Raw genomic sequence first — 24,134 nt, 5'->3', positions numbered from 1 at the left:
TGAACGCGGCCCGGAACAGGCTCAGTCGTGGAAGGTCTCGCCCTTCTCCGCCTTCTCCACCAGCAGTGCGGGCGGCAGGAAGCGGTCGCCGTAGCGTTCGGCCAGCTCCCGGGCGCGGGCCACGAAGCCGGGCAGGCCGCCCTCGTACCCGTTGATGTACTGGAGGACGCCGCCGGTCCACGGCGGGAAGCCGATGCCCATGATGGAGCCGATGTTGGCGTCCGCGACGGAGATGAGGACGTTCTCTTCCAGGCAGCGGACGCTGTCGAGGGCTTCGGAGAAGAGCATCCGCTCCTTCATGTCCTCGAAGGGCACGCCCGCGTCGGCCTTGGTGGTGAAGTGCTCGCGCAGGCCCGGCCAGAGACGAGTGCGCTTGCCGTCCTCGTCGTAGTCGTAGAAGCCCGCTCCCCCACTGCGCCCCGTGCGGCCGAACTCGTCGACCATGCGGTCGATGACCTCGTCGGAGGGGTGTCCGGGCCAGGTGCCGCCGGCCTCCTCGACCGCGCGCTTGGTCTCGTCGCGGATCTTACGGGGCAGGGTCAGGGTCAGCTCGTCCATCAGGGAGAGGACCTTGGCCGGGTAGCCGGACTGGGCGGCCGCCTGCTCGACGGAGGCGGGCTCGACGCCCTCGCCGACCATCGCCACGCCCTCGTTGATGAACTGGCCGATGACGCGCGAGGTGAAGAAGCCGCGCGAGTCGTTGACGACGATCGGCGTCTTCTTGATCCGGCGCACCAGGTCGAAGGCGCGGGCCAGCGCCTCGTCGCCGGTCCGCTCGCCCTTGATGATCTCGACCAGCGGCATCTTGTCGACCGGTGAGAAGAAGTGCAGGCCGATGAAGTCGACGGGGCGGGACACCCCCTCGGCCAGGACCGTGATGGGGAGGGTGGAGGTGTTGGAGCAGAGCAGGGCGTCGGGCTCGATGACGTCCTGGATCTCCTGGAACACCTTGTGCTTGAGGGCCGTGTCCTCGAAGACGGCCTCGATCACCGCGTCGCAGCCCGCGAGGTCGGCCACGTCGCCGGTCGGGGTGATCCGGGCCAGCAGTTCGTCGCGCTCGGCCTCGGTCGTACGGCCCCGGGAGAGCGCCTTGGCGAGCAGCTTCTCGCTGTACGCCTTGCCCTTGGCGGCCGCCTCGGTGGAGACGTCCTTGAGGACGACGTCGATCCCGGCCCTGGCGCAGGAGTAGGCGATGCCCGCGCCCATCATCCCGGCGCCGAGCACGGCGACCTTGCGGACCGGGCGTTCGGGGATGTCCCCCGGCCGGTTGGCACCGGAGTTGACGGCCTGGAGGTCGAAGAAGAACGCCTGGATCATGTTCTTGGAGACCTGGCCGGTGACCAGCTCGGTGAAGTACCGGGCCTCGATGGTCAGGGCGGTCTCGAAGTCGACCTGGGAGCCCTCGACGGCCGCCGCGAGGATGTTGCGGGGCGCGGGCATGGGCGCGCCCGCGATCTGCTTCTTCAAGTTGGCGGGGAAGGCGGGGAGGTTGGCGGCGAACTTCGGGTTGGAGGGGGTGCCGCCGGGGATGCGGTAGCCCTTGACGTCCCAGGGCTGCTGGGACTCGGGGTTCGCGTCGATGAAGGCGCGGGCCTTTTCGATCATCTCCTCGCGGGTGGCGGCGACTTCGTGGACGAGGCCGTTGTCCAGCGCCCGTCGCGGGGTGTACTGGGTGCCCTGGAGGAGCACCTTGAGCAGCGCGTCCGCGATGCCCATGAGGCGTACGGTCCGGGTGACGCCGCCGCCCGCCGGGAGCAGCCCGAGGGTGACCTCGGGCAGGCCGATGCGGGAGCCTGGGGCGTCGAGGGCGACGCGGTGGTGGGAGGCGAGGGCGATCTCGTAACCGCCGCCGAGGGCTGCGCCGTTGATGGCGGCGACGACGGGCTTGCCGAGGGTCTCGATGCGGCGCAGCGACTTCTTGATCTCGGTGCCGGTGTCGAAGGCGGCCTGGGCGTTCTCCGGGCCGACCTTGATCATGTCCTTGAGGTCGCCGCCCGCGAAGAAGGTCTTCTTGGCGGAGGTGTAGATGATGCCGCGGATGGAGTCCTTCTCGGCCTCGGCGCGGTCCGCGACGGCCGCGATGGAGTCCCTGAAGGCTTGGTTCATCGTGTTCGCGGACTGGTTGGGGTCGTCGAGGACGAGGGTGACGACGCCGGTCTCGTCCTGTTCCCAGCGGATGGTGGTGCTCTCGGTCATGTCGGTGTCTTCTCCGTAAGCAGGTGGGGCCCTGACAGGTCAGATGCGTTCGACGACGGTCGCGACGCCCATGCCGCCGCCGACGCAGAGGGTGACCAGCCCGAACCGCTGGTCCCGGCGCTCCAGTTCGTCGATGACGGTGCCGAGGATCATCGCGCCGGTCGCGCCGAGGGGGTGGCCGAGCGCGATGGCGCCGCCGTTGACGTTGACCTTGTCCAGGCTCAGGCCCATGTCCTTGACGAAGCGCAGGACGACTCCGGCGAAGGCTTCGTTGATCTCGACGAGGTCGATGTCGTCGATGGTCAGCCCGGCCTTGGCGAGCGCCTTGCGAGTGGCGGGCGCGGGGCCGGTGAGCATGATGGTGGGCTCGGAGCCGGAGACGGCGGCGGAGACGATGCGGGCGCGCGGGGTGAGTCCGTAGCGCTCGCCGACCTCCTTGGAGCCGATGGCGACGAGGGCGGCGCCGTCGACGATGCCGGAGGAGTTGCCCGCGTGGTGGACGTGGTCGATCTTCTCGACCCAGTGGTACTTCTGGAGCGCCACCGCGTCGAAGCCGCCCATGTCGCCGATGGCGGCGAAGGAGGGCTTGAGGGCGGCGAGGGAGTCGGCGGTGGTGCCGGGGCGCATGTGCTCGTCGTGGTCGAGGACGAGGAGGCCGTTGCGGTCCTTGACCGGGACGACGGAGCGGGCGAAGCGGCCGTCCTTCCAGGCGGCGGCGGCGCGTTCCTGGGAGAGGGCGGCGTACTCGTCGACGTCGCGGCGGCTGAAGCCCTCGATGGTGGCGATGAGGTCGGCGCCGATGCCCTGCGGGGCGAAGCCGGTCTGGAAGCTGGTCATCGGGTCCATCGCCCAGGCCCCGCCGTCGGAGCCCATCGGCACCCGGGACATCGACTCGACGCCCCCGGCGAGCACCAGGTCCTCCCAGCCCGAACGGACCTTGGCGGCGGCCAGGTTGACCGCTTCCAGGCCCGAGGCGCAGAAGCGGTTCTCCTGGACGCCCGCGACGGAGTCCGGCAGGCCGGCCGCGATGGCGGCGATCCGGGCGATGTCGGAGCCCTGGTCGCCGAGCGGGCTGACCACGCCGAGGACGATGTCGTCGACGGCGGCCGGGTCGAGGTCCGGGAAACGCCCCTGGATCTCGTGGATGAGGCCGACGACCAGGTCGATCGGCTTGGTGCCGTGCAGGGCCCCGTTGGCCTTGCCGCGGCCGCGGGGGTGCGGATCGCGTCGTAGACGAATGCTTCGGTACTCAAGACAGCTGCCTTTCGAGGGTGGTGTTTCGGCGCGGTGAGAGTGCGTCAGGCGAGCAGCGAGCGGCCGATGATCTCCTTCATGATCTCGGTCGTGCCACCGTAGATGGTCTGGATACGGCCGTCGGTGAATGCCTTGGCGACCTTGTACTCGCTCATGTAGCCGTATCCGCCGTGGAGTTGGAGGCAGCGGTCGGCGACGCGCTTCTGCAGTTCGGTGGCCCACCACTTGGCCATGGAGGCGTGGACGGCGTCCAGGACGCCGTCGGAGTGGTCGACGATGCACCGGTCGAGGAAGGTCCGGGTGACGGCGCACTCGGTGGCCATCTCGGCGATCTCGAAGCGGATGTGCTGGAGTTTGGAGAGCGGGCGGCCGAAGGCCTCGCGCTCCTTGACGTACTGGGTGGTGATCTCCAGGAGGTGTTCGGCGGCGGCGATCCCGGCGACCGCTATGCCCATGCGCTCCTGGGCCAGGTTGGTCATCAGGTGGATGAACGCGCCGTCCCGTTCACCGAGCAGGTTCTCCTTGGGGACGCGTACGTCGTTGAAGAACAGCTCGGCGGTGTCCTGGGACTTCTGGCCGATCTTGTCGAGGTTGCGGCCGCGCTCGAAGCCCTCGGCGCCGCGCTCGACGACGATGAGGGAGAGCCCCTTGGCCCCGCCCTCGGGGGTGGTCCTGGCGACGACGACGACGAGGTCGGCGAGGATGCCGTTGGAGATGAAGGTCTTGGAGCCGTTGAGCAGCCAGTGGTCGCCCTTGTCCTCGGCGGTGGTGCGGATGCCCTGGAGGTCGGAGCCCGCGCCCGGCTCGGTCATGGCGATGGCGGTGATGGTCTCGCCGGAGCAGAAGCCGGGGAGCCACCGCCGCTTCTGTTCGTCGGTGGCGAGGCCCGTGAGGTAGGGGCCGATGATGTCGTTGTGCAGGCCGATCGCGAGTCCGGCGGCCCCGGCCCGGGTGAACTCCTCGGCGAGGACCGCGCTGTAGCGGAAGTCGTCGCTGCCGCCGCCCCCGTACTCCTCCGGGACGGCCAGGCCCAGGAGCCCCGCCCGCCCGGCGGCGAGCCACGCGTCGCGGGAGACGATGCCGTCCTGCTCCCACTGCTCGTAGTGCGGGAGGACCTCCTTGGCCAGGAAGGCCCGGACGGTCTCGCGGAACGCGTCGTGTTCCTCGGTGAAGATCTGCCGTTGCACGGGGTCTCCTAGTCTCGGGGGGTGGGCCGGAGCCCCGGTACGTCCCAGTCGGCCGCCACGGCCTCCGTGTCCGCGCCGGGCAGCGCGGGCCCGGTGCGTACGGAGACGGGGGTGGCCGAGAAGCGCGGGGCGGGGGCGGGCTGGGTCCGGCCGCCGTGCTCGACGAAGGTGGAGCGGGCGGCGAGGTGGGGGTGGTGCGGGGCCTCGGTGAGCGAGAGGACGGGGGCCACGCAGGCGTCGGTTCCGGTGAAGACCTCGGTCCACTCGGCGCGCGTACGGGTCAGGAAGCGTTCGGTGACGGCGGCGCGCAGTTCGTCCCAGCGGGCGAGGTCCCACCGGTCGGGGAAGGCGTCGGCGATGCCGAGGAGCCGGACGAATTCCGCGTAGAACCGGCTCTCCAGCGGGCCGACCGCCATGTGGCCGCCGTCGGAGGTGGCGTAGGTGCCGTAGAACGGGCAGCCGCCGTCGAGGAGGTTCGTGCCGCGCCGGTCCTGCCAGCTCCCGGCGGCGAGCATGCCGTGGATCATCGTGGCGAGGTGGGCCGCGCCGTCCACGATGGCGGCGTCGACGACCTGTCCCTCGCCGTGGGCGCGGGCGTGCTGGAGGGCGGCGAGGACGCCGACGACGAGGTAGAGCGAGCCGCCCGCGTAGTCGCCGACCAGGTTGGCGGGGACGGTCGGCGGCTCGTCCGGGCCGCCGATCATGGACAGGGTGCCGGTGAGCGCGATGTAGGCGATGTCGTGGCCCGCGCGGTCGGCGAGCGGCCCGTCCTGGCCCCAGCCGGTCATCCGTCCGTAGACGAGCTTCGGGTTGCGGGCGAGGCAGGCGTCGGGCCCGACACCGAGCCGTTCGGCGACGCCGGGGCGGTAGCCCTCGACGAGGATGTCGGCGCGTTCGACGAGATCCAGGACGCGGGCCGGCCCCTCGTCGCTCTTGAGGTCCAGGACGACGGAGCGCTTGTTGCGGTTGGTGAGGTCGTACGCGGGATCGATGCCGAGCCCCGCGCCGCCGGGCCGGTCGACACGGACGACGTCGGCTCCTAGGTCCGCCAGCAGCATCGCGGCGAACGGTCCGGGGCCGATGCCCGCCAGCTCGACGACCCGGACACCGGTCAGCGGACCGTGCCCGGGTGTTGGGCCTTTCGCCATCTGTGAGCCCCCAGAGGTATGACACAACCGATGTAACACCTGTGATGCTAAGAACGTCCCCGGCTCCGCACAACCCCTCGGGCCGAGCAAGCGCTTAGCTCATTCCTCCGATCCTCTCGCACGGGGCCCGCCCGGCCGCACGCCGCCACGGCGCTCTCCGCTACCCTCTGCCTGCCACGTCGGCACCCGTATTGCAGCCGGAGGTACTCGTGAACAGGCAGAACGACGCGACACGCCCCTTGGACGTGGTTCTCTTCGGTGCCACCGGCTTCGTCGGGGCGCTCACGGCCGAGTACCTGGCGGCCCACGCCCCCGCCGGTCTGCGCTGGGCGGTGGCCGGGCGCAGCCGGACCAAGCTGGAGAAGCTGCGCGAGCGGCTCGCGGCGATCACCCCGGCCTGCGCGGAGCTGCAACTTTTGGAGACCGACGCGGACGATACGGAGGCACTGGCCGAACTGGCCGCCTCCACCCGGGTGGTGGCCACCACCGTGGGGCCGTACCTGCGGTACGGCGAGAAGCTCGTCGCCGCCTGCGCGGAGGCCGGGACGGACTACGCCGACCTCACGGGCGAGGCCGAGTTCATCGACCGGATGTACCTGGAGCACGACGCCCGGGCCCGGGAGACGGGGGCGCGCCTCGTGCACGCCTGCGGCTTCGACTCCGTACCGCACGACCTCGGCGCGTACTTCACCGTCAGGCAGCTGCCCGAGGACGTCCCTCTGGCGGTCGACGGCTTCGTCCGCACCAACGCGGTGTTCTCCGGTGGGACGTTCGCCTCGGCGCTGACCGCGATGGGCCGAGGTCCGCAGATGCTGGCCGCCGCCCGGGAGCGGCGGCTGCACGAGCCGCGTCTGGTCGGCCGACGGGTCCGCACGCCCGCGGGCTCCCCGCACTTCAGCGGGCCCACCGGCACCTGGGCGCTGCCGCTGCCGACGGTCGACCCGACGATCGTGGGCCGGTCGGCGCGGGCCCTGGAGCGGTACGGCCCCGACTTCCGCTACCGCCACTTCGCCTCGGTCAAGACGCTGCCCATGGCCCTCGGCGCGCCCGTGGCGATCGGCGGGCTGGTCGCGGCCGCGCAGGTGGAGGGCGTACGGGAGTGGCTGATGAGCCGTTACGAGCCGGGGCAGGGGCCGGACGAGGAGCGCCGCGAGCGGAGCTGGTTCACCGTCCGCTTCGTCGGCGCGGGCGGCGGGCGACGCGTCTTCACCGAGGTGTCCGGCGGCGACCCTGGGTACGGCGAGACGGCCAAGATCCTCGCCGAGTCGGCGGTGTGCCTGGCCCTGGACGAGCTGCCGGAGACCTCCGGGCAGGTCACCACGGCGGTGGCGATGGGCGACGCGCTCCTGGACCGGCTGACGGCGGCGGGGCTGCGGTTCCGGGTGGCGGCGGTGCGGTAGCCGACGCCCTCGGTGGGCCGGCGGACCCTAGAAGATCCAGCCGGCCAGCGTGTAGAGCATCGCCCCCAGCCAGACGAGACCGGCGGCGCTGCCGAGGAGCATGCCGAGGGCCATGCGGCGCTGGGCGGGGTCGAAGGGCGCGGGACGGACGACCGTGCGAGAGGCGTTCATGTGTTCAGCCTGCCCAGCCGTACGGATTCATGCCATCCGTACGGGTACTCAGTTGCAGGACTGTTCCACGGTGTTCCACGCCCGGGACGATCACGTGCGGGGCGGCAGCTGTCGGCGTACCCACGCCGGGTCCGGGTTGATGTGCGGCCGGTCCGCGACGACGACGGTCGGCACGGTCTCGTTCCCGCCCGTGGCGGCCCGCACCGCGGCCGCACCCGCCGGATCGCGCCAGATGTTCACCCAGTGCAGCCGGGAGGCGTCGCGGCCCAGCCGCAGACGCAGCCGCAGGCAGTACGTGCAGCCCGGCCGCCAGTAGACGACCGGGCGGCCGTCGGCCGCCGCACGGCGCAGGGCTTCGGCGGCGGGGACCGGCCCCGGGAAGATCAGGGGCGAGTGCACGACGGCGAACAGCGTGAACAGCACCAGGATTACGGCCGCCATGACGGGGTCGCCGCCGAGGGCGAAACCCGTCGCGGCGACCGCGCCACTGAGCAGGAACAGGGCCGGCACCCTCCCTACACGTCTCATGCCGACGCACGCTACCGCCGCCCCGTGCCGCTCCTGCGGGCGGGCGGCCCCACAGTCTCCTCAGGCGGTCGCTTCCCGCAGGGTCTGCCGGCACAGGGCGTCCGCCCGGCGGGTGCTCTCGGGCTGGCGGTAGCGGCCGGCGAGGCGGAGGGTGTGGGCGCAGGCGTTGTCGAGGCTGATGCGGTGCCCCACCGAGACGAAGACCGGGCTGGTGTTCTCCCGGGTACGCAGCGCGCGGCCGACCACCTCGTCGCCGTCCAGCAGTGGGGAGGAGTCACCGCGCCGGGGGCCGGGCGCCTCGTAGGTGAACGTGAACGGGTTCTTGCCGACGCCGATCACCGGCAGTCCGGTGAGGACGCCCAGGTGGCTGGCGAGTCCGAAACGGCGCGGGTGCGCCAGACCGTAGCCGTCGCAGACGACGAGACCGGGATCGACGCTCAGCTCCTCCAGCGCCTCCAGCACCGTCGGGATCTCCCGGAAGGCCAGTAGCCCGGGGATGTACGGGAAGGCGATCGTGCCGACGGCGGTGGCCTCCTCGACCGTCTCCAGCGTCGCGGCGTCCAGCACCACGGCCGCCGCGACGACGACGTCCTTCTCGTCGTCGTAGGCCACGTCCACCCCGGTGACCAGGCCGGTGCCGGGCTCCGGCCCCGACTCGTCCAGGATCACCCGGTCGCGCAGCCGGTCCTGGATCGCCCGGCCTTCGGCTTCGTCGGCGGGGGTCTCGTGAGCGGGGGCGGGGGAGCTCGTCATAGGGGGAGCTTATGCGGTGGGATGCCCCGGACCGTCGGCCGGTGGGTTTGGAGACCCGCAGGTCGGGCCGCCGCCGCGCCCGGGCCGGAAGAGCGGCGGCCGTGCAGGCCATCCTCGCGGCGGCCGGGATCCCGTAGCCTGACGATCATGTTCGTACTCGAATTGACCTACACGGCACCGGTCGAGCGCGTCGACGCGCTGATGGCGGAGCACATCACCTGGCTCGACGAGCAGTACGCGGCAGGCGTCTTCATCGCATCGGGCCGCAAGAACCCCCGGGACGGCGGCGTGATCCTGGCCGTCGGGGAGGACCGGGCGGCGATCGAGAAGATCGCGGCGGCCGACCCGTTCGCCGCGCACGGCGTGTGCGCCTACCGGATCACCGAGTTCGTCGCCACCAAGACGGCGCCCGCGCTCGCGCCGTACCAGCAGCGGTTGCCGTAACGGGCGGACGGCTGTCGGTGGCGGCCGCCGCCACCGATGACTTTTCGGGGCGGGGCCGGTCTGTACGGGTATGGAGACCTACACACTGACCACAGCCGGCGCCGACCTCGTGTACGACGTCCGGGGACCGCTGCCCACCGCCGACGGCCGCCCGCCGCTGTTCCTCATCGGGCATCCCATGGACGCGAGCGGGTTCGTCGCGCTGGCGGCACGCTTCCCCGACCGGACCGTCGTCACGTACGACCCCCGGGGGCTCGGCCGCTCCACCCGCGGCGACGGGCGGGTCGACTACACGCCCGAGGTGCTGGCCGACGACGTGCACGCCGTCATCACCGAGCTCGGGGCCGGGCCGGTCGAGATGTTCGCCAGCAGCGGCGGGGCGGTCACCGCTCTCGCCCTCGTGGCGCGCCACCCCGGCGACGTGACCACGCTCGTGGCGCACGAGCCGCCGCTCATCACGATCACCCCGGACGGCCCGGCGGCCGTCCGGGCGCGGGCCGGGGTCCGGGACGCGTACGAGAAGCGGGGCTGGGGCGCCGGAATGGCCGCGTTCGTGGCCATGACCTCGTGGGAGGGCGAGTTCACCGACGCGTACTTCGCCCAGCCCGTTCCCGACCCCGCCGCGTTCGGGATGCCCGCCGAGGACGACGGCTCCCGGGACGACCCGCTGCTGTCCGACCGGTCCTGGGCGGTCAGCGACCACCGGCCGGACATCGACGCCATCGCCGCGGCCCCCACCCGCGTGGTGATCGCCGTGGGCGAGGAGTCCCGGGCGGTGCAGACCGGGCGGACCTCCGAGGCGGCCGCCGAACTGCTCGGGCAGCGGGTGACCGTCTTCCCGAGCCATCACGGCGGCTTCCTCGACGGGGAGTTCGGCTATCCGGGCAAGCCGGACGAGTTCGCGGCGCGGCTGCGGGAGGTGCTGGACGCCTCCTGAGGCCGCCCGGGCGTCAGAAGCCCAGCCGGGCCACCCTCCCCTTCTCGCCCGCCGCCCAGCAGCCGAGGTCGGGCGTGCAGTCGACGGTGTCGTACGAACCGGTGTCGACCGTCCGCCAGGTGCGCCCGCCGTCCAGAGTGAGGTCGGTGCCCGTCGGGCCGACGGCCAGGGCGGCGTTGCGGCTGTACGGGAGCCAGGTGACGCCGGAGCGGTAGGCGGGCGGCGGGGTGGCGGACGCCCTCCAGCTCCGGCCGCCGTCCCCGGTGACGGCGGCCGCCTTCGGGGAGGCCTGGTCGGGGCGGTAGTCGCCGCCGACGGCGATGCCGTGGGCCCGGTCGCGGAAGGCCACGGCGAAGACCCCGCGGGCCGGGTCGCCGGCCGGGAGGGTCGACGCGCTCGCCGTCCAGGTCAGGCCCCGGTCCCGGGAGTGCAGGACCCGGGCGGTCTCCGCTCCCCCGGTGGTCAGCCAGACGTCCTTGGCGCCGGAGCTGACCAGGCACTGGCCGCTCGCCGCGAACCCCGCCTCGCCGGGCAGGGCGGCGGGCATCCCGGCATCGGGCAGGACCCGCCAGGAACGGCCGCCGTCCGCCGTGGACAGGACCCGGAACTTCCCGTCCACCGGGTCGCCCGCCGCGAGGCCGTGCCGGCTGTCGAAGAACGTCAGGCAGTTGAAGAAGGCGCGGGGATCGGTGTTGCGGAACGACTCGGTCCAGGTCGCTCCGCCGTCCTCCGTGCGCAGGACCCGCGACGCCTCGCCCTCGCCGATGGCCAGGGCGACGGCCCGGCGGCCGTCGAACGCCTCGATGTCCCGCAGTTCCAGTTCGGCGGCACCTTGCGGTGACACGTCACGCCAGGTGCGGCCGCCGTCCGAGGTGCGCAGGACCGTGCCCTTCGACCCGGCGGCCCAGGCGGTGGTGCGGCTGACCGCGGCGAGCCCCCGGAAGCGGGCGTCGGTGCCGGTGTCGGTGAGCTTCCATCCGGGCAGGAGCCCGCGCACGGCGGCCTCCTGGGGGGCCGCCTTCCCCTCCGTGCTCGGGGCCGCGTGTGCGCCCGGGGCGACCAGCGCGGCCGCCAGGGCCGCCCCTCCGGTCACCAGTGCCATCAGCCGTCTCGTCTTACCCATGGCCTTCATGGCGCTGGAAGCTAGCCCACGGGTCGGGACCCGTCCAGGGTGCGTCGCCGTCGAACGGGCAGGAGAGCGGGAGTGCGCGGGGATACGGGCGGGAGCCGGACGTGGCCGGTGACGCAGCTCACGCCGCGCGCCGGTGCACGAAACGAGGAGTTCCGTCGTCTACTCCAGTGCCGGGAACCGTTCACCCAGCCGCGATAGGGAGCAGGTCTTGTCCAGCGTTATCGAGCAGTCCGTGCAGGCTCGCATGGTCGCGTCCGCACCGCGGATGGAGACCTTGCCCGCCATGCTCAGTTACGACCGCCAGTACCCCTTCGCCGTACGCATGGCGTTCCCGGCCCCGGCGACCCTGGAGGGCACCGAGGTGTCGTGGGAGTTCTCCCGCGAGCTGCTGACCACCGGGGTGGACTCCCCCGCCGGGCAGGGTGACGTACGCGTACGCCCGTTCGGGTACGAGCGGACCGTGCTGGAGTTCCACGCCCCGGAGGGCATCGCGATGGTCCATGTGCGCACCGAGGAGCTGCGCCTCTTCCTCCAGCGGGCGCAGGAGCTGGTTCCGGTGGGCGACGAGCACCGGTATCTGGATCTGGACCGGGGTCTGACCGATCTGCTCGGCGGCCCGTGCTGACGCCCCGGCCGTAAATCCGGTTGCCGGACCCACCCCCCGGCCCTACCTTCGTGAACGTCCCTGTTGTCGTCGATCGGAGTAGGACGTTGCTGATCTGAGGTCCTGTGCACACCGTGCAGCGCCCGCCGCGCCCTGTCGCGGCCCGGAGCGCTCGTGTGCGATCTCAGCTTCCTTCAGCCGTCCTCGCTCCATTCCCCGACGTACAACGGGAGTTCCGTATGTCATCCGCCGACACCCATATCAGCTGTACCTCCCTCTCCTTCTCCTGGCCCGACGGCAGCGAGGTCCTCACCGACTTCGATCTGGCCGTGGGCCCCGGCCGCACCGGGCTCATCGGGCTCAACGGCTGCGGCAAATCCACCCTGTTGCGGCTCATCGCCGGTGAACTGACCCCGGCCTCCGGGACGGTCAGGATCCGTGGCGAGGTCGGCCATCTTCCTCAGTCCGTGGTCCTGGAAACCGCGCTGCGGGTCGACGAGGCGCTCGGCATCGCCGAGCGGCGTGCGGCACTCGACGCCGTCGAGTCGGGCGATGTCCGCCCGGAGCACTTCGCGGTGATCGGCGACGACTGGGACATCGAGGAGAGGTCCCTCGCCGCGCTGGACGGGCTCGGCCTCGGTCACATCGGGCTCGACCGCACCGTCGGGGAGATGTCCGGCGGCGAGTGCGTCCTGCTGCGGCTGGCCGCGCTGCTGCTGGACCGGCCCGGGGTGCTGCTGCTGGACGAGCCGACGAACAACCTGGACGCGTACGCCCGTCGGCGGCTGTACGACGCGGTCGACGCCTGGACAGGGGCGCTGCTCGTCGTCAGCCACGACCGCGAGCTGCTGGAGCGGGTGGACCGGATCGCGGATCTGCGCGAGGGCTCGGTCACCTGGTACGGCGGGAACCTGTCGGCGTACGAGGAGGCGCTCGCCGTCGAGCAGGAGGCGGCGCGGCGCATGGTGCGGGCCGCCGAGTCCGACGTACAGCGGCAGAAGCGCGAACTGTCGGCGGCACACGTCACGTTGGCCCGCCGCAAGCGGTACGGGCAGAAGATGTGGGACACCAAGCGGGAGCCCAAGGTCGTGATGGGGCAGCGCAAGCGCGCGGCCCAGGTGTCGGCCGGCAAGCACCGCATCCTGCACACCGAGCGGCTGGCGGCGGCCGAGGAGCGCCTGGACGAGGCGGAGTCGGCGGTACGGGAGGACGAGGAGATCCGGATCGAGCTGCCGGACACCCGGGTCCACCCGGGCAGCGAGGTGCTGCTGCTGCGCGATCCGGTTCCGCCGTACGGGCCGCCGCTGCACGGCGAGTTGTTGGTGCGGGGCCCCGAGCGGATCGCGCTGACCGGGCGCAACGGGGCGGGCAAGACGGCGTTGTTGCGGACGATCGCGGGCGAGCTGAAACCTCTCTCGGGGGAGGTGAGCCCGTGGGTGGCGACCAGGTTCCTGCCGCAGCGGCTGGATGTGCTGGACGACGAGTCGTCGGTGGCGCGGAACGTGGCGCGGGCGGCCCCCGACCGTACGGAGAACGCCGTCCGGGCCCGGCTGGCGCGGTTCCTGTTCAAGGGGGCGACGGCGGACCGCCCGGCCTCGACCCTGTCGGGCGGGGAGCGCTTCCGGGCGACGCTGGCGATGCTGCTGCTGGCCGATCCGGCGCCCCGGCTGCTGCTGCTCGACGAGCCGACGAACAGCCTCGACCTGGCGAGCGTGCGGCGGCTGACCGAGGCGCTGGAGGCGTACGAGGGAGCGTTGATCGTGGCGAGCCACGATGTGCCGTTCCTGGAGTCGATCGGGATCACCCGCTGGCTCCGGCTCGACGGCGAGCTGCGGGACACGACGGCGGAGGCGGTGCGTGAGGGCCGCTGAGGCGGCGTGCTGGTGACTACGGCGGCCCGGCCGGGGTCCGCCCCGCCGGCCACGCGATGCCGTCGATGGCGAGCCACGGTGCGGCGGCCACGGCCGTGGGCGTCACCCCGGTGAACGCCTTGACCTCGCGGTGGAGATGGGCCTGGTCGGCGTAGCCGCTCAAGGCCGCCACCCGGGCGGCGGGGTGGCCGGCGGCGAGGAGATGGGCGGCGTGGTCGAACCGGACCAGCCGGGCGGCGCGCTTCGGGGCGAGGCCGATCTGGGACCGGAAGCGGGACCAGAGACGCTTGCGGCTCCAGCCGACCTCGTTCGCCAGGCTGTCGACGCCTGCCCGGCCCCGGCCGGCGAGTATCAGCTCCCAGACCGCGGCCACCTCCGGGTCCGGGGACCGGCGGACGTCCAGCCGCCGGCCGAGGGCGTCCGCCGCGATCGCGAACCGTTCGTCCCACGTCCCGGCCGCCCGCAGCCGGTCCTCGGTCCGCTCGGCGTCGCGGCCCCAGACGTCCTCCAGGGGGACGACCGCCCCGGTGAGATCGGCCGACGTGCCGAGCACCGCGACCGCCAGGGGCGGCGACAGCCGGATCTGCAGGCACTCGATCCCTCCGGCGGGCCGGCCGCCGAGCCACAGGGCCCCCGGGGCCAGCCCCGCGACCGTGCTGCCGCGCGCGCGTCCGCCGACAGAGTCGTGGACGATGCCGCGGCCCTCGCTCAGGTCCACGAACAGGGTGACCGAGGGGTGCGCGACCATGGCGATGTCCCCGTGGACCGGAACGAGTTGACGGAAGCCGGCCATCTCGGCCCCCGGAAGGCGGCCCGAGCGCCGGGGCACCGCGACGTCCACCGCCGACCAGTCGAGGGGTGATTCGGTGAGCCTCACGGGGCCAGGCTAGAGGGTCAGCGGCCCGCCGCGGCCACGAAGCGCAGCAGCGACTCTCCCGTATCCCCGGGCGCTTCGAGCATCGGGAAGTGTCCGACGTCGGGCAGCAGCTCGACCCTCGCGTCCGCCGTCGTGCCGTAGAGGTGCGCCGAGGACGGGTCCCACCGGGGATCGGCGGCGCCGAAGAGCACCAGAGCGGGGACGTCGAGTGCGCTGAGGCGCAGGGGGACACTCCGCTCCGCGATGTACTCGGTGTTGCGGCGCAGCACCGTCCTGAAGGTGCGGTAGCTGATGTCCCGTACGTCGTCGACCAGGTCGTCCGGGACGGTCACCGGGCGCTTGCAGACCGCGGTCACCCCTCGGCGGAGCATCGCGTCGGAGCGGACGCGCCACAGCAGCGGGCCGAGCGGCGGAGCGATGAGCGCCCGGAGGACGGCGGGCTGCGGAAGGAGCGCGTCGGGACTCGGGCCGCTGCTGATCAGCGCGAGGGACCCGACCAGGTCCGGACGCGATTCGGCGAGGGCGGTGGCGATGTATCCGCCGCTGGAGTGTCCGGCGACGGTCACGGAGGCGAGGGCGAGTTCGTCGAGCGCCGCGGCCAGGACCGCGGCCTGCCCGGGCACGTCGTACGACGCCGCGGGCGGGGACTGGCCGTGGCCCGGCAGGTCGACCCGGATGACGTGGTGCCGCCGGGCGAGCGCCGGAACCACCGGGCCCCAGGAACTGCTCGCCGCGCCCGACCCGTGCACGAGCACGAGCGGCGGCGCCTCCCGGGGGCCGTCGTGGACCACGTGTATTCCTTGCACGGACGTGCTGTCATCGATACCCATACGGGCGAGGATCGCCGAGCCGCCCCTCCACGGTCTTGTACGAATGTCGCAGGTGGATCTGCCGGAAAAAGCAGACAGAAGCTGTCCGGTATCCCGCCTAGCGTCGCCCTCATGGATCGCTTTTCCGACCGCGACGCGGAGCCGTACACCCCCGGCGCCGCCCACCGCGACATCGTCATCACCGGTGCGCGCGAGAACAATCTGCGCGATGTCTCCCTCCGCATCCCCAAGGGCCGGATCACCGTCTTCACCGGTGTCTCCGGTTCCGGCAAGTCGTCGGTCGTCTTCGACACGATCGCCGTGGAGTCGCAGCGGCAGCTGAACGAGACGTTCACCTCGTTCCTGCGCAACCGGCTGCCGAAGTACGAGCGGCCGCACGTCGAGTCCGTCGAGGACCTGTCGGTGGCCATCGTGATCGACCAGAAGCCGCTGGGCGGCAACGTCCGCTCGACGGTGGGCACGGCGACCGACATCTGGTCGGTGCTCCGCGTGCTGTTCTCCCGGTGCGGGACGCCGAGCGCGGGCGGGGCGACCGCGTACTCGTTCAACGATCCCGCCGGGATGTGCCCGGAGTGCGACGGGGTGGGGCGCACGGTCCAGCTGGATCTGGACCGGGCGATCGACTGGTCGAAGTCGCTGAACGAGGGCGCGCTGCTGCTGCCCGGCCTGTCGGTGGGCAGCTGGGAGTGGAATCTGTACGGCGGGTCGGGCCGCTTCGACAACGACCTGCCGCTGGCCGAGTTCGGCGAGGAGGAGCGCCGGCTCCTGCTGCGCGGGGCGGGGTTCTCCGTCCGCCTCGACCTGCGGACCGGCCCGGCGGACATGAAGTTCGAGGGGGTCGTGACCCGCTTCGAGCGTCTGTATCTCAAGCGCGACACCGCCTCCCTCTCCGAGAAGCGGCGCGAGGCGGCCGCGCGGTTCACCGTGGAGCGGGTCTGTGGGGCCTGCGGTGGGGCACGGCTGAACGCGGCGGCGCTCGCCACCCGGATCCACGGGCTCTCGCCCGCCGACTACGGGCGGATGGAGGTCGCCGAACTCGTCGGCGTGCTGGGGCGGATCGACGATCCGGTGGGCGGGCCCATCGCCACCGCGGCGCGGGAGCGGCTGGAGCGCCTGGTCGGCATCGGGCTGGGCTATCTGAGCCTGGACCGGGAGACCACGACCCTGTCGGGCGGCGAGGGCCAGCGGCTCAAGATGGTCCGGCACCTGGGCAGTTCGCTCACCGGGCTGACGTTCGTGTTCGACGAGCCCAGTGTCGGACTGCATCCGCGCGACGTGGGCCGGCTGGGCGATCTGCTGGTGCGGCTGCGCGACAAGGGCAACACGGTGCTGGTCGTCGAGCACGACCCGGATGTGATGGCCGTCGCCGACCATGTCGTCGACATGGGGCCGCGGGCCGGCGCCGACGGCGGTCACATCGTCTTCGAGGGGACGTTCGAGCAGCTGCGCGCCGCCGGTACGCTCACCGGCCGGTCGCTGCGCCGTCGCACCCCGGTGAAGGGGACCGTACGCGCCCCCACCGGCCAACTCCCGGTGTACGGGGCGGATCTGCACAACCTCAAGGGGCTGGACGTATCGTTCCCGGCCGGGGTGCTGACCGCGGTGACGGGGGTGGCCGGGTCCGGGAAGTCGACGCTGGTGTCGCGGGTCTTCACGGCGGCGTACCCGGACGCGGTGGTGATCGACCAGAGCGCGATCACGGCCTCGTCCCGGTCGACCCCGGCCTCGTACATCGGCGCGCTGGACGCCATCCGCAAGGTGTTCGCCCGGGAGAACGGCGTGGACGCGGGGCTGTTCAGCTTCAACTCCGCCGGGGCGTGCGCGGTTTGCTCGGGCCGTGGCGAGATCTCGACGGATCTGGCGTTCATGGATCCGGTCACCACGACCTGCCCGGAGTGCGAGGGCCGCCGGTTCCACGACGACGTGCTGAAGCACCGGGTCGGCGGCCGGTCGATCGTGGACGTCCTGGAGATGACGGCGGCGCGGGCGGTCGGGCTGTTCGAGGACCGCGCACTGCTGCGGAAACTGCGCACGCTCGACGAGGTCGGCCTCACCTACCTCACGCTCGGGCAGCCGCTCAGCACGCTCTCGGGCGGTGAGCGCCAGCGGATCAAGCTCGCCACCCAGCTGCACCGCACCTCCAGCGTGTACGTGCTGGACGAGCCGACGACCGGACTGCACCTGGCGGACACCGGCACGCTGGTGGACCTGCTGGACCGGCTGGTCGACGCGGGGAACACGGTGATCTGTGTGGAGCACAACCTGGAGGTGGTCAAGCGGGCGGACTGGGTGATCGACCTCGGTCCGGAGGGCGGCAAGGGCGGCGGAGAGCTGGTCTTCGCGGGGACACCCGCCGAGCTGCTCGCGCATCCGACGTCCGTCACGGGCCGGTATCTGCGCCGGGACACGGGGGTGGAATCACTGAATCCGGAACTCTGAAAGCCGCCGGGACGGGGCCCGGGGAAGCCTCTCACACCGTCGTTCACCAGGGAGTATGACTCTGCGTAGTACACCCCTGGCGGGGTCGGGCTTGGCTTTGCCCTTACGGTCGCCTTAACCTACGGTCTCGTAACCTACGAAGCCGTAGGTAATTCTCCCGTCCCCAGGAGCTCCCCGTGACGATCACCTCCCCCCACCTCGGCAGTTCGAAGGCGTGGACCGACGCCCAACTGCTGTACGCGCTGGAAGAGGTGGTGGAGAAGGAACTCAACCGCCATCTCAAGGTCGCCAAGGACTGGATGCCGCACGAGTACGTCCCGTTCTCCGACGGCCGGAATTTCCCCGGTATCTTCGAGGACGGCGAGGCGTGGACGGCGGACCAGTCCAAGGTCACCGACATCGGCAAGATCGCTCTCGTGGTGAACCTCCTCACCGAGGACAACCTCCCCAGCTACCACCACGAGATCGCCTCGCTCTTCGGCCGCGACGGCGCGTGGGGCACCTGGGTGCACCGGTGGACCGCCGAGGAGGGCCGCCACGGCATCGTGATGCGTGACTATCTGCTCACCTCGCGCGCCGTGGACCCGGACAAGCTGGAGCAGTTCCGCATGGCGCACATGGCGGAGGGTTTCGAGTCGGACAACCGGCACTCGATGCTGCACTCCGTCGCGTACGTCGCCTTCCAGGAGCTGGCCACCCGCGTCTCGCACCGCAACACCGGCCACCAGTCCGGCGACCCGGTCTGCGACCGGATGCTGGCCCGGATCGCGACCGACGAGAACCTCCACATGGTCTTCTACCGCAACCTCCTGGGCGCCGCCTTCGAGCTGGCCCCGGACCTGACCATGCAGGCCGTGCGCGATGTCGTCGTCAACTTCCGGATGCCCGGGCACGGCATGCCCGGCTTCGAGCGGGCGGCGGCGCAGATGGCGATCGGCGAGATCTACAACATGCGCATCCACCACGACGACGTGATCCAGCCCGTGCTGCGCTTCCTGAAGGTCATGGACATCGACGGGCTCGGCCCGGAGGGCGCGAAGGCGCAGGAGGAGCTCGGTCTGTACATGGGCGGGCTGGACAGCGAGGCGTCGAAGTTCGACGAGAAGCTCGCCGCCCGCAAGGCCCGGATGGCGGCGCTCGGCCGCGCCTGACCCCTTCCCCTCCGCCGTCCCGGGCGCTCCGGTCCGCGCCCGGGGGCTCAGCCCCGGTCGCGTCCTTCTCTGCGCAGCCGCTCGCGCTCCTTCTCCGACAGTCCGCCCCAGACGCCGAACCGCTCGTCGTTGGCGAGGGCGTACTCCAGGCAGGCCAGCCGCCCTTCGCAGGCGTTGCAGAGCTGCTTGGCCTCACGGGTCGAACTCCCCGGGGCCGGGAAGAAGAACTCGGGCCCGGCCTGCGCGCACAACGCGGTCTCCTGCCAGGCGAGTGCGTCGTCGGTCACGGTGTTGATCAGCATGGCCCACACGCTGCCCGGTGGCGATAAACAACCGATCAACGATTCATCAATCGGCGAGGACGCCCGCCGGCCCGGAGGGCGCCCCGCTACTGCCTCGGTTCGGGCCTCATGACCGCGAAGACCGCCCCGTACGGGTCGGCGACGTTGGCCATCTTGCCGACGCCGGGCACCTCCATGGCGGCCAGTGTCTCCCTGCCGCCGAGCCGCTTCGCCTCGGCCACCGTCGCGTCGACGTCGGCCACGTCGAAGTACGGCAGCCAGTGCGGTCCTCGGGCGGCCTCGGACGGGACGTCGCCCATCCGGACCAGACCGCCGAAGGACGCGTCCGGGCCGGCGCCGGCGGGGTGGACCGTGGTGTAGGTGTAGTCGGAGCCCTCCACCTTCATCTCCTCGGCACCCCAGCCGAAGACGCTTTTGAAGAACGCGGCCGCCGCCGGGACATCGGGGGTGTAGAGCTCGGCCCAGAGGAACGCGTTCGGCTCCTGGATCACGCCGAAGCCGGGGTGCTCCTTCGGCTGCCACACCCCGAAGTAGGCGCCGGCCGGGTCCGTGAAGCCGCCCATGCGGCCGAAGTCGAGGACGTCCATCGCCTCGAACGCGGCGCTGCCGCCCGCCGCGGTGACCGCCCGGGCGGTGGCGTCGACGTCGGGCGACTGGAACGACACCGACCAGGCGCTCGGCGCTTCCTCCTCGGACACCGTCATCACCCCGCCGACGTACCGCCCGTCCAGGGTGAGCATCCCGTAACCCCCCACCTCGGGGCCGCCGGGGATCAGGTCCCAGCCGAACAGTTCCCGGTAGAAGGCGGTGGCCCCGTCGAGGTCAGGGGTGCCCAGATCGACCCAGTTGGGTGCTCCGTCGAGGAAGATGGGGCTGATCATGGCGTGCTCCTCAGTCGGTCCGGGGGGTCCTGCTCGTCGTGTACGGCCGGGTGGTCCCTTCCGTTCCGAGTCTTGCACCGGGCACCGAACACCGCAGTCCGTGCGGGGCCGGCCGGGGCGCGGTCCACCGGCGGTGGTCGCGTCCGCCGTGCGGCCCAGGGTAGGCAGCGTGTGCCTGCCGGGGCGAAGCGTTGGACCGGCGCGTCGCGCGGCGGCCGGGGCGGAGCGGATGGACCGGGCCGGGAGTGCCGGCGGGGCGTGGCACGATGGCGGGAGGCCGGCGGGCCTGAAGAGCGGGGCCCACGGGGCCGGGTGGGACACCCCTCGGGAACAGAGGGACGTACATGAAGCAGAGCGGGGCGGCGGGCGGCTCGGCCGACGGAACACTCGCGCGCGGAGCTGCCGGGAGCCCGGTGCCGACCGGCGGCGCGGCCCGTGAGCTGCTCGCCCGGGCGCAGCGGCTGCTGGAGAGCGCCCGTGCCGTTCCGGCGGACCGGGCGAACGCCGTGGCCGCCGTACGGTCTGTGCTCGATCCGCTCCTCGACTCCCTGGTGGGGCAGGAGTTGGCCCGCATCCCGGTCTCCCGGCTCAAGGACGTCACGGAGGGGCGGCTGCGGCTCGGGGCGCTGGAGCAGGCCGGGCTCGCCACGGTCGGACAGGTCCACGGCACGGGCCGCTACGAGCTGCGGCAGATCCCCGGGGTCGGAGCGCACACCGCCGACCAGGCGCTGGCCGCCGCCGCGCAGATCGCCCACGCGGTGCGCGACACCGTCTCGGTGCGGATCGACGTGGACGCCCCGGACGACACGAGCACCGCGCTGGTGACCGCCCTGCACCGGCTGGTCGTGGCAGGCGCGGACGCGCGGCGCGCGGTGGAAGCGGCCCGTCGGCTGGCCGAACTGCTGGGCCCTCGGCTGGAGACGTCCGCGCCGGGCGGGAGCCGGCTGCGGATGCTGTTCGCCGGGCGGCGGTCCCGGGCGCGGGTGCGGGAGGCGCTCGACGCGGTGCGGTCGGCCGTGACGGACGCGGTGGAGCGGGAGCTGCCGGTGCTCTTCGCGCAGGCGTCGGCCGATCTGCTGCGCTCCCCGGCGTCGCCCGCCGAGGCCTGGGTGGACTTCGAGCTGCGGTCCGCCGAGTACTACAGCCTGCTCGCCGAGCTGTCGGGCAGCGGCCCCGACCGCGATGCCGCCGAAGGGTTCCTGCCCGCCGGGATCGCGGACCGCGTGCGGGCGCTGCGGCTCGACGACACGCGACTGCGGGTGTCCCTGCGCGGCTACCAGGCGTTCGGGGCGCGCTTCGCGCTGGCGCAGAAACGGGTGATCATCGGGGATGAGATGGGCCTCGGCAAGACCGTCCAGGCCATCGCGGCCCTCGCCCACCTCGCCGCCCGGGGCGAGACCCACTTCCTCGTGGTGTGCCCGGCGAGCGTACTGATCAACTGGACCCGGGAGGTCCGGGCCCGCTCCACGCTGCGTGCCGTTTCGGTCCACGGGGCGGAGCGGGTCGCGGCGTTCGCGGACTGGCGTGAGGCGGGCGGGGTGGCGGTGACCACCTTCGACGCGCTGCATCTGCTGCCCGAGGGGGCGGCGGCCGAGGTGCGGCCCGGGATGCTGGTGGTGGACGAGGCCCACTTCGTGAAGAACGCCGAGGCCCGCCGGTCCCGGGCGGTCGCGGGGTGGGCGGAGCGGGTGGAGCGGGTGCTGTTCCTGACCGGCACCCCGATGGAGAACCGGGTGGAGGAGTTCCGCAGTCTGGTACGCCAACTGCGCCCCGAACTCGCGCCGTCGGTGAGCACGACGCACGGCGCGGCCGGTTCACGGGCCTTCCGCCGCGCCGTCGCCCCCGCCTATCTGCGCCGCAACCAGGTGGACGTGCTGGCCGAACTCCCGGCGCTGGTCCAGGTCGACGAGTGGGAGGAGTTCGGGGCCGAGGACCGGCAGGTCTACGGCGAGGCGGTCGCCTCCGGGCGGTTCATGCGGATGCGCCGGGCCGCCTACGCCGCGCCCGCGACCTCCGCCAAACTGGAGCGGCTGCGCGAACTGGTCGGCGAGGCCCGGGACAACGGGCTGAAGGTGGTCGTCTTCTCCTACTTCCGCGAGGTCCTCGCGGCGGTCGGCGACGCTCTGGGGCCGGACGTCTTCGGGCCGCTCTCCGGGAGCGTCCCGCCGGCCCGGCGGCAGGAGCTGGTGGACGCCTTCTCCTCGGTGGAGGGGCACGCGGTGCTGCTGAGCCAGATCCAGGCGGGCGGCACCGGTCTGAATATGCAGGCCGCCTCCGTGGTCATCCTGTGCGAGCCGCAGATCAAGCCCACGCTGGAGCACCAGGCCGTCGCCCGTGCGCACCGGATGGGGCAGGTGCGCACGGTCCAGGTGCACCGGCTGCTGGCCACCGACAGCGTCGACCAGCGTCTGGTGGAGCTGCTGGCCCGCAAGGACCGGCTCTTCGACGCGTACGCCCGGCGCAGCGATCTCGCGGAGACCACCCCGGACGCGGTGGACGTCTCCGACGCCGAGCTGGCCCGGCGCATCGTCGAGGAGGAGCAGCAGCGGCTGGCGGGCGACACGGACAGGGCGTGACCGGGCCCGCCCCCTCCGCAGGCTCCGTGCCGGCCTGGGCCCGTGACGTACGAGCCGCGAGGCGGACCGGTTGTACGGCGGACCGATTCCATGGCGTACAGGCCCCATGGCGTACGAGCCGCGGGGCGGACGGGGTCAGTGACGGGCGGGGTCAGTGCTGGTGCTCCCCCGCGCCTGCCCCGGACTCCTTCGCGGCGGCCTTCTCCGCGCTCTTCTTCTCGGCCTTCTCGCCCGCCTTCTCCCCTGCTTTGTTCTCCGTTCCGCCGGCCGTGTGGTGGTGGGGTTCGTAGCCCGGGATCGTGCCGTCCGGCTTCTTGATCAGCAGGAGTCCCGCCATCCCCATGTCGGAGTGGCTCTGGACGTGGCAGTGGTACATCCACGCGCCCGCACCCACGCGTTCGCCCGCGATGATCTGGAGGCCGAAGGAGTCGGCGGGGCCGCAGATCTTGTTGTCGATCACCCGGCTGGGGTCGTCGGGGCCGGTCAGCAGGCCCGTGCGGTTGTCCGCCCAGCGGTGACCGTGGATATGGAAGGTGTGGTAGTACTCGCCGTGCGTGATCATCACGAATTCGAGCCGGTCCCCCACCGTGGCCTCGAAGTTGACGCTGTTGTGGGCCGTCTTGTTGTTGATCGTCATGTCGTTGAAGACGACCGTGCACGTCTGGTCGGGCAGGATGTCGCCCTTGCGACGGACCACGACCGGCCCGTAGAGCCCCTTGCGGATGCCGCCGGTGCCGTGGTCCGTGCCGACGACATGGTCGTGGTAGTGCCAGTAGCCCGCGCTGCCCGGCTCCCAGGTGCCGTCCTTGCGGATGCCCGGGGCGTGGGTGCGCCAGGTGTAGGTCCGGGTGCCGCCGGGCTCGACGTGGCTCTTGTTCATCCGCGTGCCGTCGTTGGCGATGTCGTAGTCCACACCGTGCACATGGAGGCTGGCGTCCACATCGGTGAGGTTCTCGAACTCGATGTGGACCGTGTCGCCCTCGTTCAGCTCGATGAGGGGGCCGGGGATCGAGGCCTTGCCCTTCTCGAAACCGTAGCCCAGCTCGCCGTTCGGCAACTTCTCGGCGTACATCTTCAGTCGGCGTGTGACACCGCCCGCCGGCGCCGTACGCGGCGGCTTCTCGGCCGAGCTTGCCTCCACCGCCCCGAGCGACAACGATGTCACTCCCGTCGCCGCCACCGCCGCGCCACCGACCAGCATCCGTCGGCTGAAAGTCCTTCGGTCCATGTCGAACTCCCCACTGCGATAAGGAAACTGGCGAAGCCGCCGGGACGGAACAGGGCTCACGGGATCCCGGAACGGGCCACACCGTAGCCGGGGCCACTCCGTTTATCCACACTCAGGACAAAGTTCGTGCGATTGCTGCCGTAGCTATTGGCGGACCGCGAAAAGAGGTCTAGCTTCGTGCGCTGTCGCAGGGAATCAAGAGCCGCTACACCCAGGGCTCCTGAC

The 24,134-nt window shown here is 72.1% G+C and carries 20 protein-coding genes and 1 pseudogene; 8 read left to right on the top strand and 13 right to left on the bottom strand.

Annotated features, from left to right (window positions below; all coding sequences use genetic code 11):
• Window positions 1-21 precede the first annotated feature (21 nt).
• The 4 genes and pseudogenes from CCZ36_RS31125 to CCZ36_RS31110 all read right to left on the bottom strand — a co-directional run bounded on the left by CCZ36_RS31125 (window position 22) and on the right by CCZ36_RS31110 (window position 5,785).
• On the bottom strand, window positions 22-2,196 hold the full coding sequence (locus tag CCZ36_RS31125) for a 3-hydroxyacyl-CoA dehydrogenase NAD-binding domain-containing protein (RefSeq protein WP_069738200.1): 2,175 nt from the start codon (window positions 2,194-2,196) through the stop codon (window positions 22-24).
• Between the two features lie 39 nt (window positions 2,197-2,235).
• Window positions 2,236-3,449, bottom strand: a pseudogene (locus tag CCZ36_RS31120) (acetyl-CoA C-acetyltransferase).
• A gap of 45 nt (window positions 3,450-3,494) precedes the next feature.
• A complete protein-coding gene (locus CCZ36_RS31115) occupies window positions 3,495-4,637 on the bottom strand; it encodes an acyl-CoA dehydrogenase family protein (RefSeq protein WP_128819073.1) in 1,143 nt (380 codons plus the stop codon).
• Window positions 4,638-4,645: 8 nt separating this feature from the next.
• On the bottom strand, window positions 4,646-5,785 hold the full coding sequence (locus tag CCZ36_RS31110; protein WP_069738197.1) for a CaiB/BaiF CoA transferase family protein: 1,140 nt from the start codon (window positions 5,783-5,785) through the stop codon (window positions 4,646-4,648).
• A 209-nt stretch (window positions 5,786-5,994) separates the two neighbouring features.
• Between CCZ36_RS31110 and CCZ36_RS31105 the strand changes: the two genes are divergently transcribed.
• A complete protein-coding gene (locus CCZ36_RS31105; RefSeq protein ID WP_069738196.1) occupies window positions 5,995-7,185 on the top strand; it encodes a saccharopine dehydrogenase family protein in 1,191 nt (396 codons plus the stop codon).
• 27 nt (window positions 7,186-7,212) lie between these two features.
• Here CCZ36_RS31105 and mmpA read toward each other — a convergent pair whose 3' ends face one another.
• The 3 genes from mmpA to CCZ36_RS31095 form a co-directional block, all read right to left on the bottom strand.
• Window positions 7,213-7,356 carry a morphogenic membrane protein MmpA gene (gene mmpA / locus CCZ36_RS34945; protein WP_164873565.1) on the bottom strand — a complete coding sequence of 48 codons (144 nt, stop codon included), beginning with the start codon at window positions 7,354-7,356 and terminating at the stop codon, window positions 7,213-7,215.
• A gap of 90 nt (window positions 7,357-7,446) precedes the next feature.
• Window positions 7,447-7,884, bottom strand: coding sequence for a glutaredoxin domain-containing protein (locus tag CCZ36_RS31100; RefSeq protein ID WP_128819072.1), 438 nt, complete (start codon window positions 7,882-7,884; stop codon window positions 7,447-7,449).
• A 60-nt stretch (window positions 7,885-7,944) separates the two neighbouring features.
• Window positions 7,945-8,637 carry an endonuclease V gene (locus CCZ36_RS31095; RefSeq protein WP_069738194.1) on the bottom strand — a complete coding sequence of 231 codons (693 nt, stop codon included), beginning with the start codon at window positions 8,635-8,637 and terminating at the stop codon, window positions 7,945-7,947.
• Between the two features lie 147 nt (window positions 8,638-8,784).
• Between CCZ36_RS31095 and CCZ36_RS31090 the strand changes: the two genes are divergently transcribed.
• Window positions 8,785-9,081, top strand: a complete 297-nt coding sequence (locus CCZ36_RS31090) for a YciI family protein (protein WP_069738193.1) — start codon at window positions 8,785-8,787, stop codon at window positions 9,079-9,081.
• A gap of 70 nt (window positions 9,082-9,151) precedes the next feature.
• The gene (locus CCZ36_RS31085; RefSeq protein ID WP_128819071.1) at window positions 9,152-10,018 is read left to right on the top strand and encodes an alpha/beta fold hydrolase; all 867 of its coding nucleotides are present in this window, start codon (window positions 9,152-9,154) and stop codon (window positions 10,016-10,018) included.
• Between the two features lie 13 nt (window positions 10,019-10,031).
• Here the strand turns inward: CCZ36_RS31085 and CCZ36_RS31080 are convergent, their stop codons facing one another.
• Entirely contained in the window at window positions 10,032-11,120 is a 1,089-nt protein-coding gene (locus tag CCZ36_RS31080; protein ID WP_069738191.1) for a WD40/YVTN/BNR-like repeat-containing protein, read from the bottom strand.
• Window positions 11,121-11,358: 238 nt separating this feature from the next.
• On the opposite strand from CCZ36_RS31080, the gene CCZ36_RS31075 reads away from it, so the two are divergent.
• A complete protein-coding gene (locus CCZ36_RS31075) occupies window positions 11,359-11,775 on the top strand; it encodes an SsgA family sporulation/cell division regulator (protein ID WP_078614374.1) in 417 nt (138 codons plus the stop codon).
• 218 nt (window positions 11,776-11,993) lie between these two features.
• Window positions 11,994-13,625 carry an ABC-F family ATP-binding cassette domain-containing protein gene (locus CCZ36_RS31070; RefSeq protein ID WP_128819070.1) on the top strand — a complete coding sequence of 544 codons (1,632 nt, stop codon included), beginning with the start codon at window positions 11,994-11,996 and terminating at the stop codon, window positions 13,623-13,625.
• Window positions 13,626-13,641: 16 nt separating this feature from the next.
• Here CCZ36_RS31070 and CCZ36_RS31065 read toward each other — a convergent pair whose 3' ends face one another.
• Both CCZ36_RS31065 and CCZ36_RS31060 read right to left on the bottom strand, forming a co-directional pair.
• Window positions 13,642-14,502 carry a helix-turn-helix domain-containing protein gene (locus CCZ36_RS31065; RefSeq protein ID WP_370738549.1) on the bottom strand — a complete coding sequence of 287 codons (861 nt, stop codon included), beginning with the start codon at window positions 14,500-14,502 and terminating at the stop codon, window positions 13,642-13,644.
• Window positions 14,503-14,519: 17 nt separating this feature from the next.
• A complete protein-coding gene (locus CCZ36_RS31060) occupies window positions 14,520-15,332 on the bottom strand; it encodes an alpha/beta fold hydrolase (RefSeq protein ID WP_128819069.1) in 813 nt (270 codons plus the stop codon).
• Window positions 15,333-15,443: 111 nt separating this feature from the next.
• On the opposite strand from CCZ36_RS31060, the gene CCZ36_RS31055 reads away from it, so the two are divergent.
• A complete protein-coding gene (locus CCZ36_RS31055) occupies window positions 15,444-17,771 on the top strand; it encodes an ATP-binding cassette domain-containing protein (RefSeq protein ID WP_128819068.1) in 2,328 nt (775 codons plus the stop codon).
• Window positions 17,772-17,947: 176 nt separating this feature from the next.
• Complete coding sequence (locus CCZ36_RS31050) at window positions 17,948-18,922, top strand: acyl-ACP desaturase (RefSeq protein WP_069738188.1); 975 nt, start codon at window positions 17,948-17,950, stop codon at window positions 18,920-18,922.
• Between the two features lie 47 nt (window positions 18,923-18,969).
• On the opposite strand, the gene CCZ36_RS31045 is transcribed toward CCZ36_RS31050, so the two are convergent.
• Window positions 18,970-19,224, bottom strand: coding sequence for a WhiB family transcriptional regulator (locus tag CCZ36_RS31045; RefSeq protein ID WP_006128884.1), 255 nt, complete (start codon window positions 19,222-19,224; stop codon window positions 18,970-18,972).
• Between the two features lie 86 nt (window positions 19,225-19,310).
• Complete coding sequence (locus CCZ36_RS31040; protein WP_069738187.1) at window positions 19,311-20,105, bottom strand: VOC family protein; 795 nt, start codon at window positions 20,103-20,105, stop codon at window positions 19,311-19,313.
• A 344-nt stretch (window positions 20,106-20,449) separates the two neighbouring features.
• On the opposite strand from CCZ36_RS31040, the gene CCZ36_RS31035 reads away from it, so the two are divergent.
• Window positions 20,450-22,681, top strand: coding sequence for a DEAD/DEAH box helicase (locus CCZ36_RS31035; protein WP_128819067.1), 2,232 nt, complete (start codon window positions 20,450-20,452; stop codon window positions 22,679-22,681).
• 151 nt (window positions 22,682-22,832) lie between these two features.
• On the opposite strand, the gene CCZ36_RS31030 is transcribed toward CCZ36_RS31035, so the two are convergent.
• Window positions 22,833-23,909 carry a multicopper oxidase domain-containing protein gene (locus CCZ36_RS31030; RefSeq protein WP_069738185.1) on the bottom strand — a complete coding sequence of 359 codons (1,077 nt, stop codon included), beginning with the start codon at window positions 23,907-23,909 and terminating at the stop codon, window positions 22,833-22,835.
• Window positions 23,910-24,134: the final 225 nt, after the last annotated feature.

Origin of the sequence: Streptomyces sp. S063 (assembly GCF_002832675.1) — a bacterium.
Lineage (GTDB): Bacteria > Actinomycetota > Actinomycetes > Streptomycetales > Streptomycetaceae > Streptomyces > Streptomyces sindenensis.
Note: the sequence above shows the minus strand (reverse complement) of the source record. Positions and strands in the feature narration are given on the sequence as shown.

What these genes read in the sequence shown, in the direction of transcription:
- CCZ36_RS31125 (WP_069738200.1), bottom strand. Translation starts at nt 2,196, where the DNA reads ATGACCGAGAGCACCACCATCCGCTGGGAACAGGACGAGACCGGCGTC.
- CCZ36_RS31110 (WP_069738197.1), bottom strand. Translation starts at nt 5,785, where the DNA reads ATGGCGAAAGGCCCAACACCCGGGCACGGTCCGCTGACCGGTGTCCGG.
- mmpA (WP_164873565.1), bottom strand. Translation starts at nt 7,356, where the DNA reads ATGAACGCCTCTCGCACGGTCGTCCGTCCCGCGCCCTTCGACCCCGCC.
- CCZ36_RS31100 (WP_128819072.1), bottom strand. Translation starts at nt 7,884, where the DNA reads ATGAGACGTGTAGGGAGGGTGCCGGCCCTGTTCCTGCTCAGTGGCGCG.
- CCZ36_RS31095 (WP_069738194.1), bottom strand. Translation starts at nt 8,637, where the DNA reads ATGACGAGCTCCCCCGCCCCCGCTCACGAGACCCCCGCCGACGAAGCC.
- CCZ36_RS31090 (WP_069738193.1), top strand. Translation starts at nt 8,785, where the DNA reads ATGTTCGTACTCGAATTGACCTACACGGCACCGGTCGAGCGCGTCGAC.
- CCZ36_RS31085 (WP_128819071.1), top strand. Translation starts at nt 9,152, where the DNA reads ATGGAGACCTACACACTGACCACAGCCGGCGCCGACCTCGTGTACGAC.
- CCZ36_RS31080 (WP_069738191.1), bottom strand. Translation starts at nt 11,120, where the DNA reads ATGGCACTGGTGACCGGAGGGGCGGCCCTGGCGGCCGCGCTGGTCGCC.
- CCZ36_RS31070 (WP_128819070.1), top strand. Translation starts at nt 11,994, where the DNA reads ATGTCATCCGCCGACACCCATATCAGCTGTACCTCCCTCTCCTTCTCC.
- CCZ36_RS31060 (WP_128819069.1), bottom strand. Translation starts at nt 15,332, where the DNA reads ATGGGTATCGATGACAGCACGTCCGTGCAAGGAATACACGTGGTCCAC.
- CCZ36_RS31055 (WP_128819068.1), top strand. Translation starts at nt 15,444, where the DNA reads ATGGATCGCTTTTCCGACCGCGACGCGGAGCCGTACACCCCCGGCGCC.
- CCZ36_RS31045 (WP_006128884.1), bottom strand. Translation starts at nt 19,224, where the DNA reads ATGCTGATCAACACCGTGACCGACGACGCACTCGCCTGGCAGGAGACC.
- CCZ36_RS31040 (WP_069738187.1), bottom strand. Translation starts at nt 20,105, where the DNA reads ATGATCAGCCCCATCTTCCTCGACGGAGCACCCAACTGGGTCGATCTG.
- CCZ36_RS31035 (WP_128819067.1), top strand. Translation starts at nt 20,450, where the DNA reads ATGAAGCAGAGCGGGGCGGCGGGCGGCTCGGCCGACGGAACACTCGCG.
- CCZ36_RS31030 (WP_069738185.1), bottom strand. Translation starts at nt 23,909, where the DNA reads ATGGACCGAAGGACTTTCAGCCGACGGATGCTGGTCGGTGGCGCGGCG.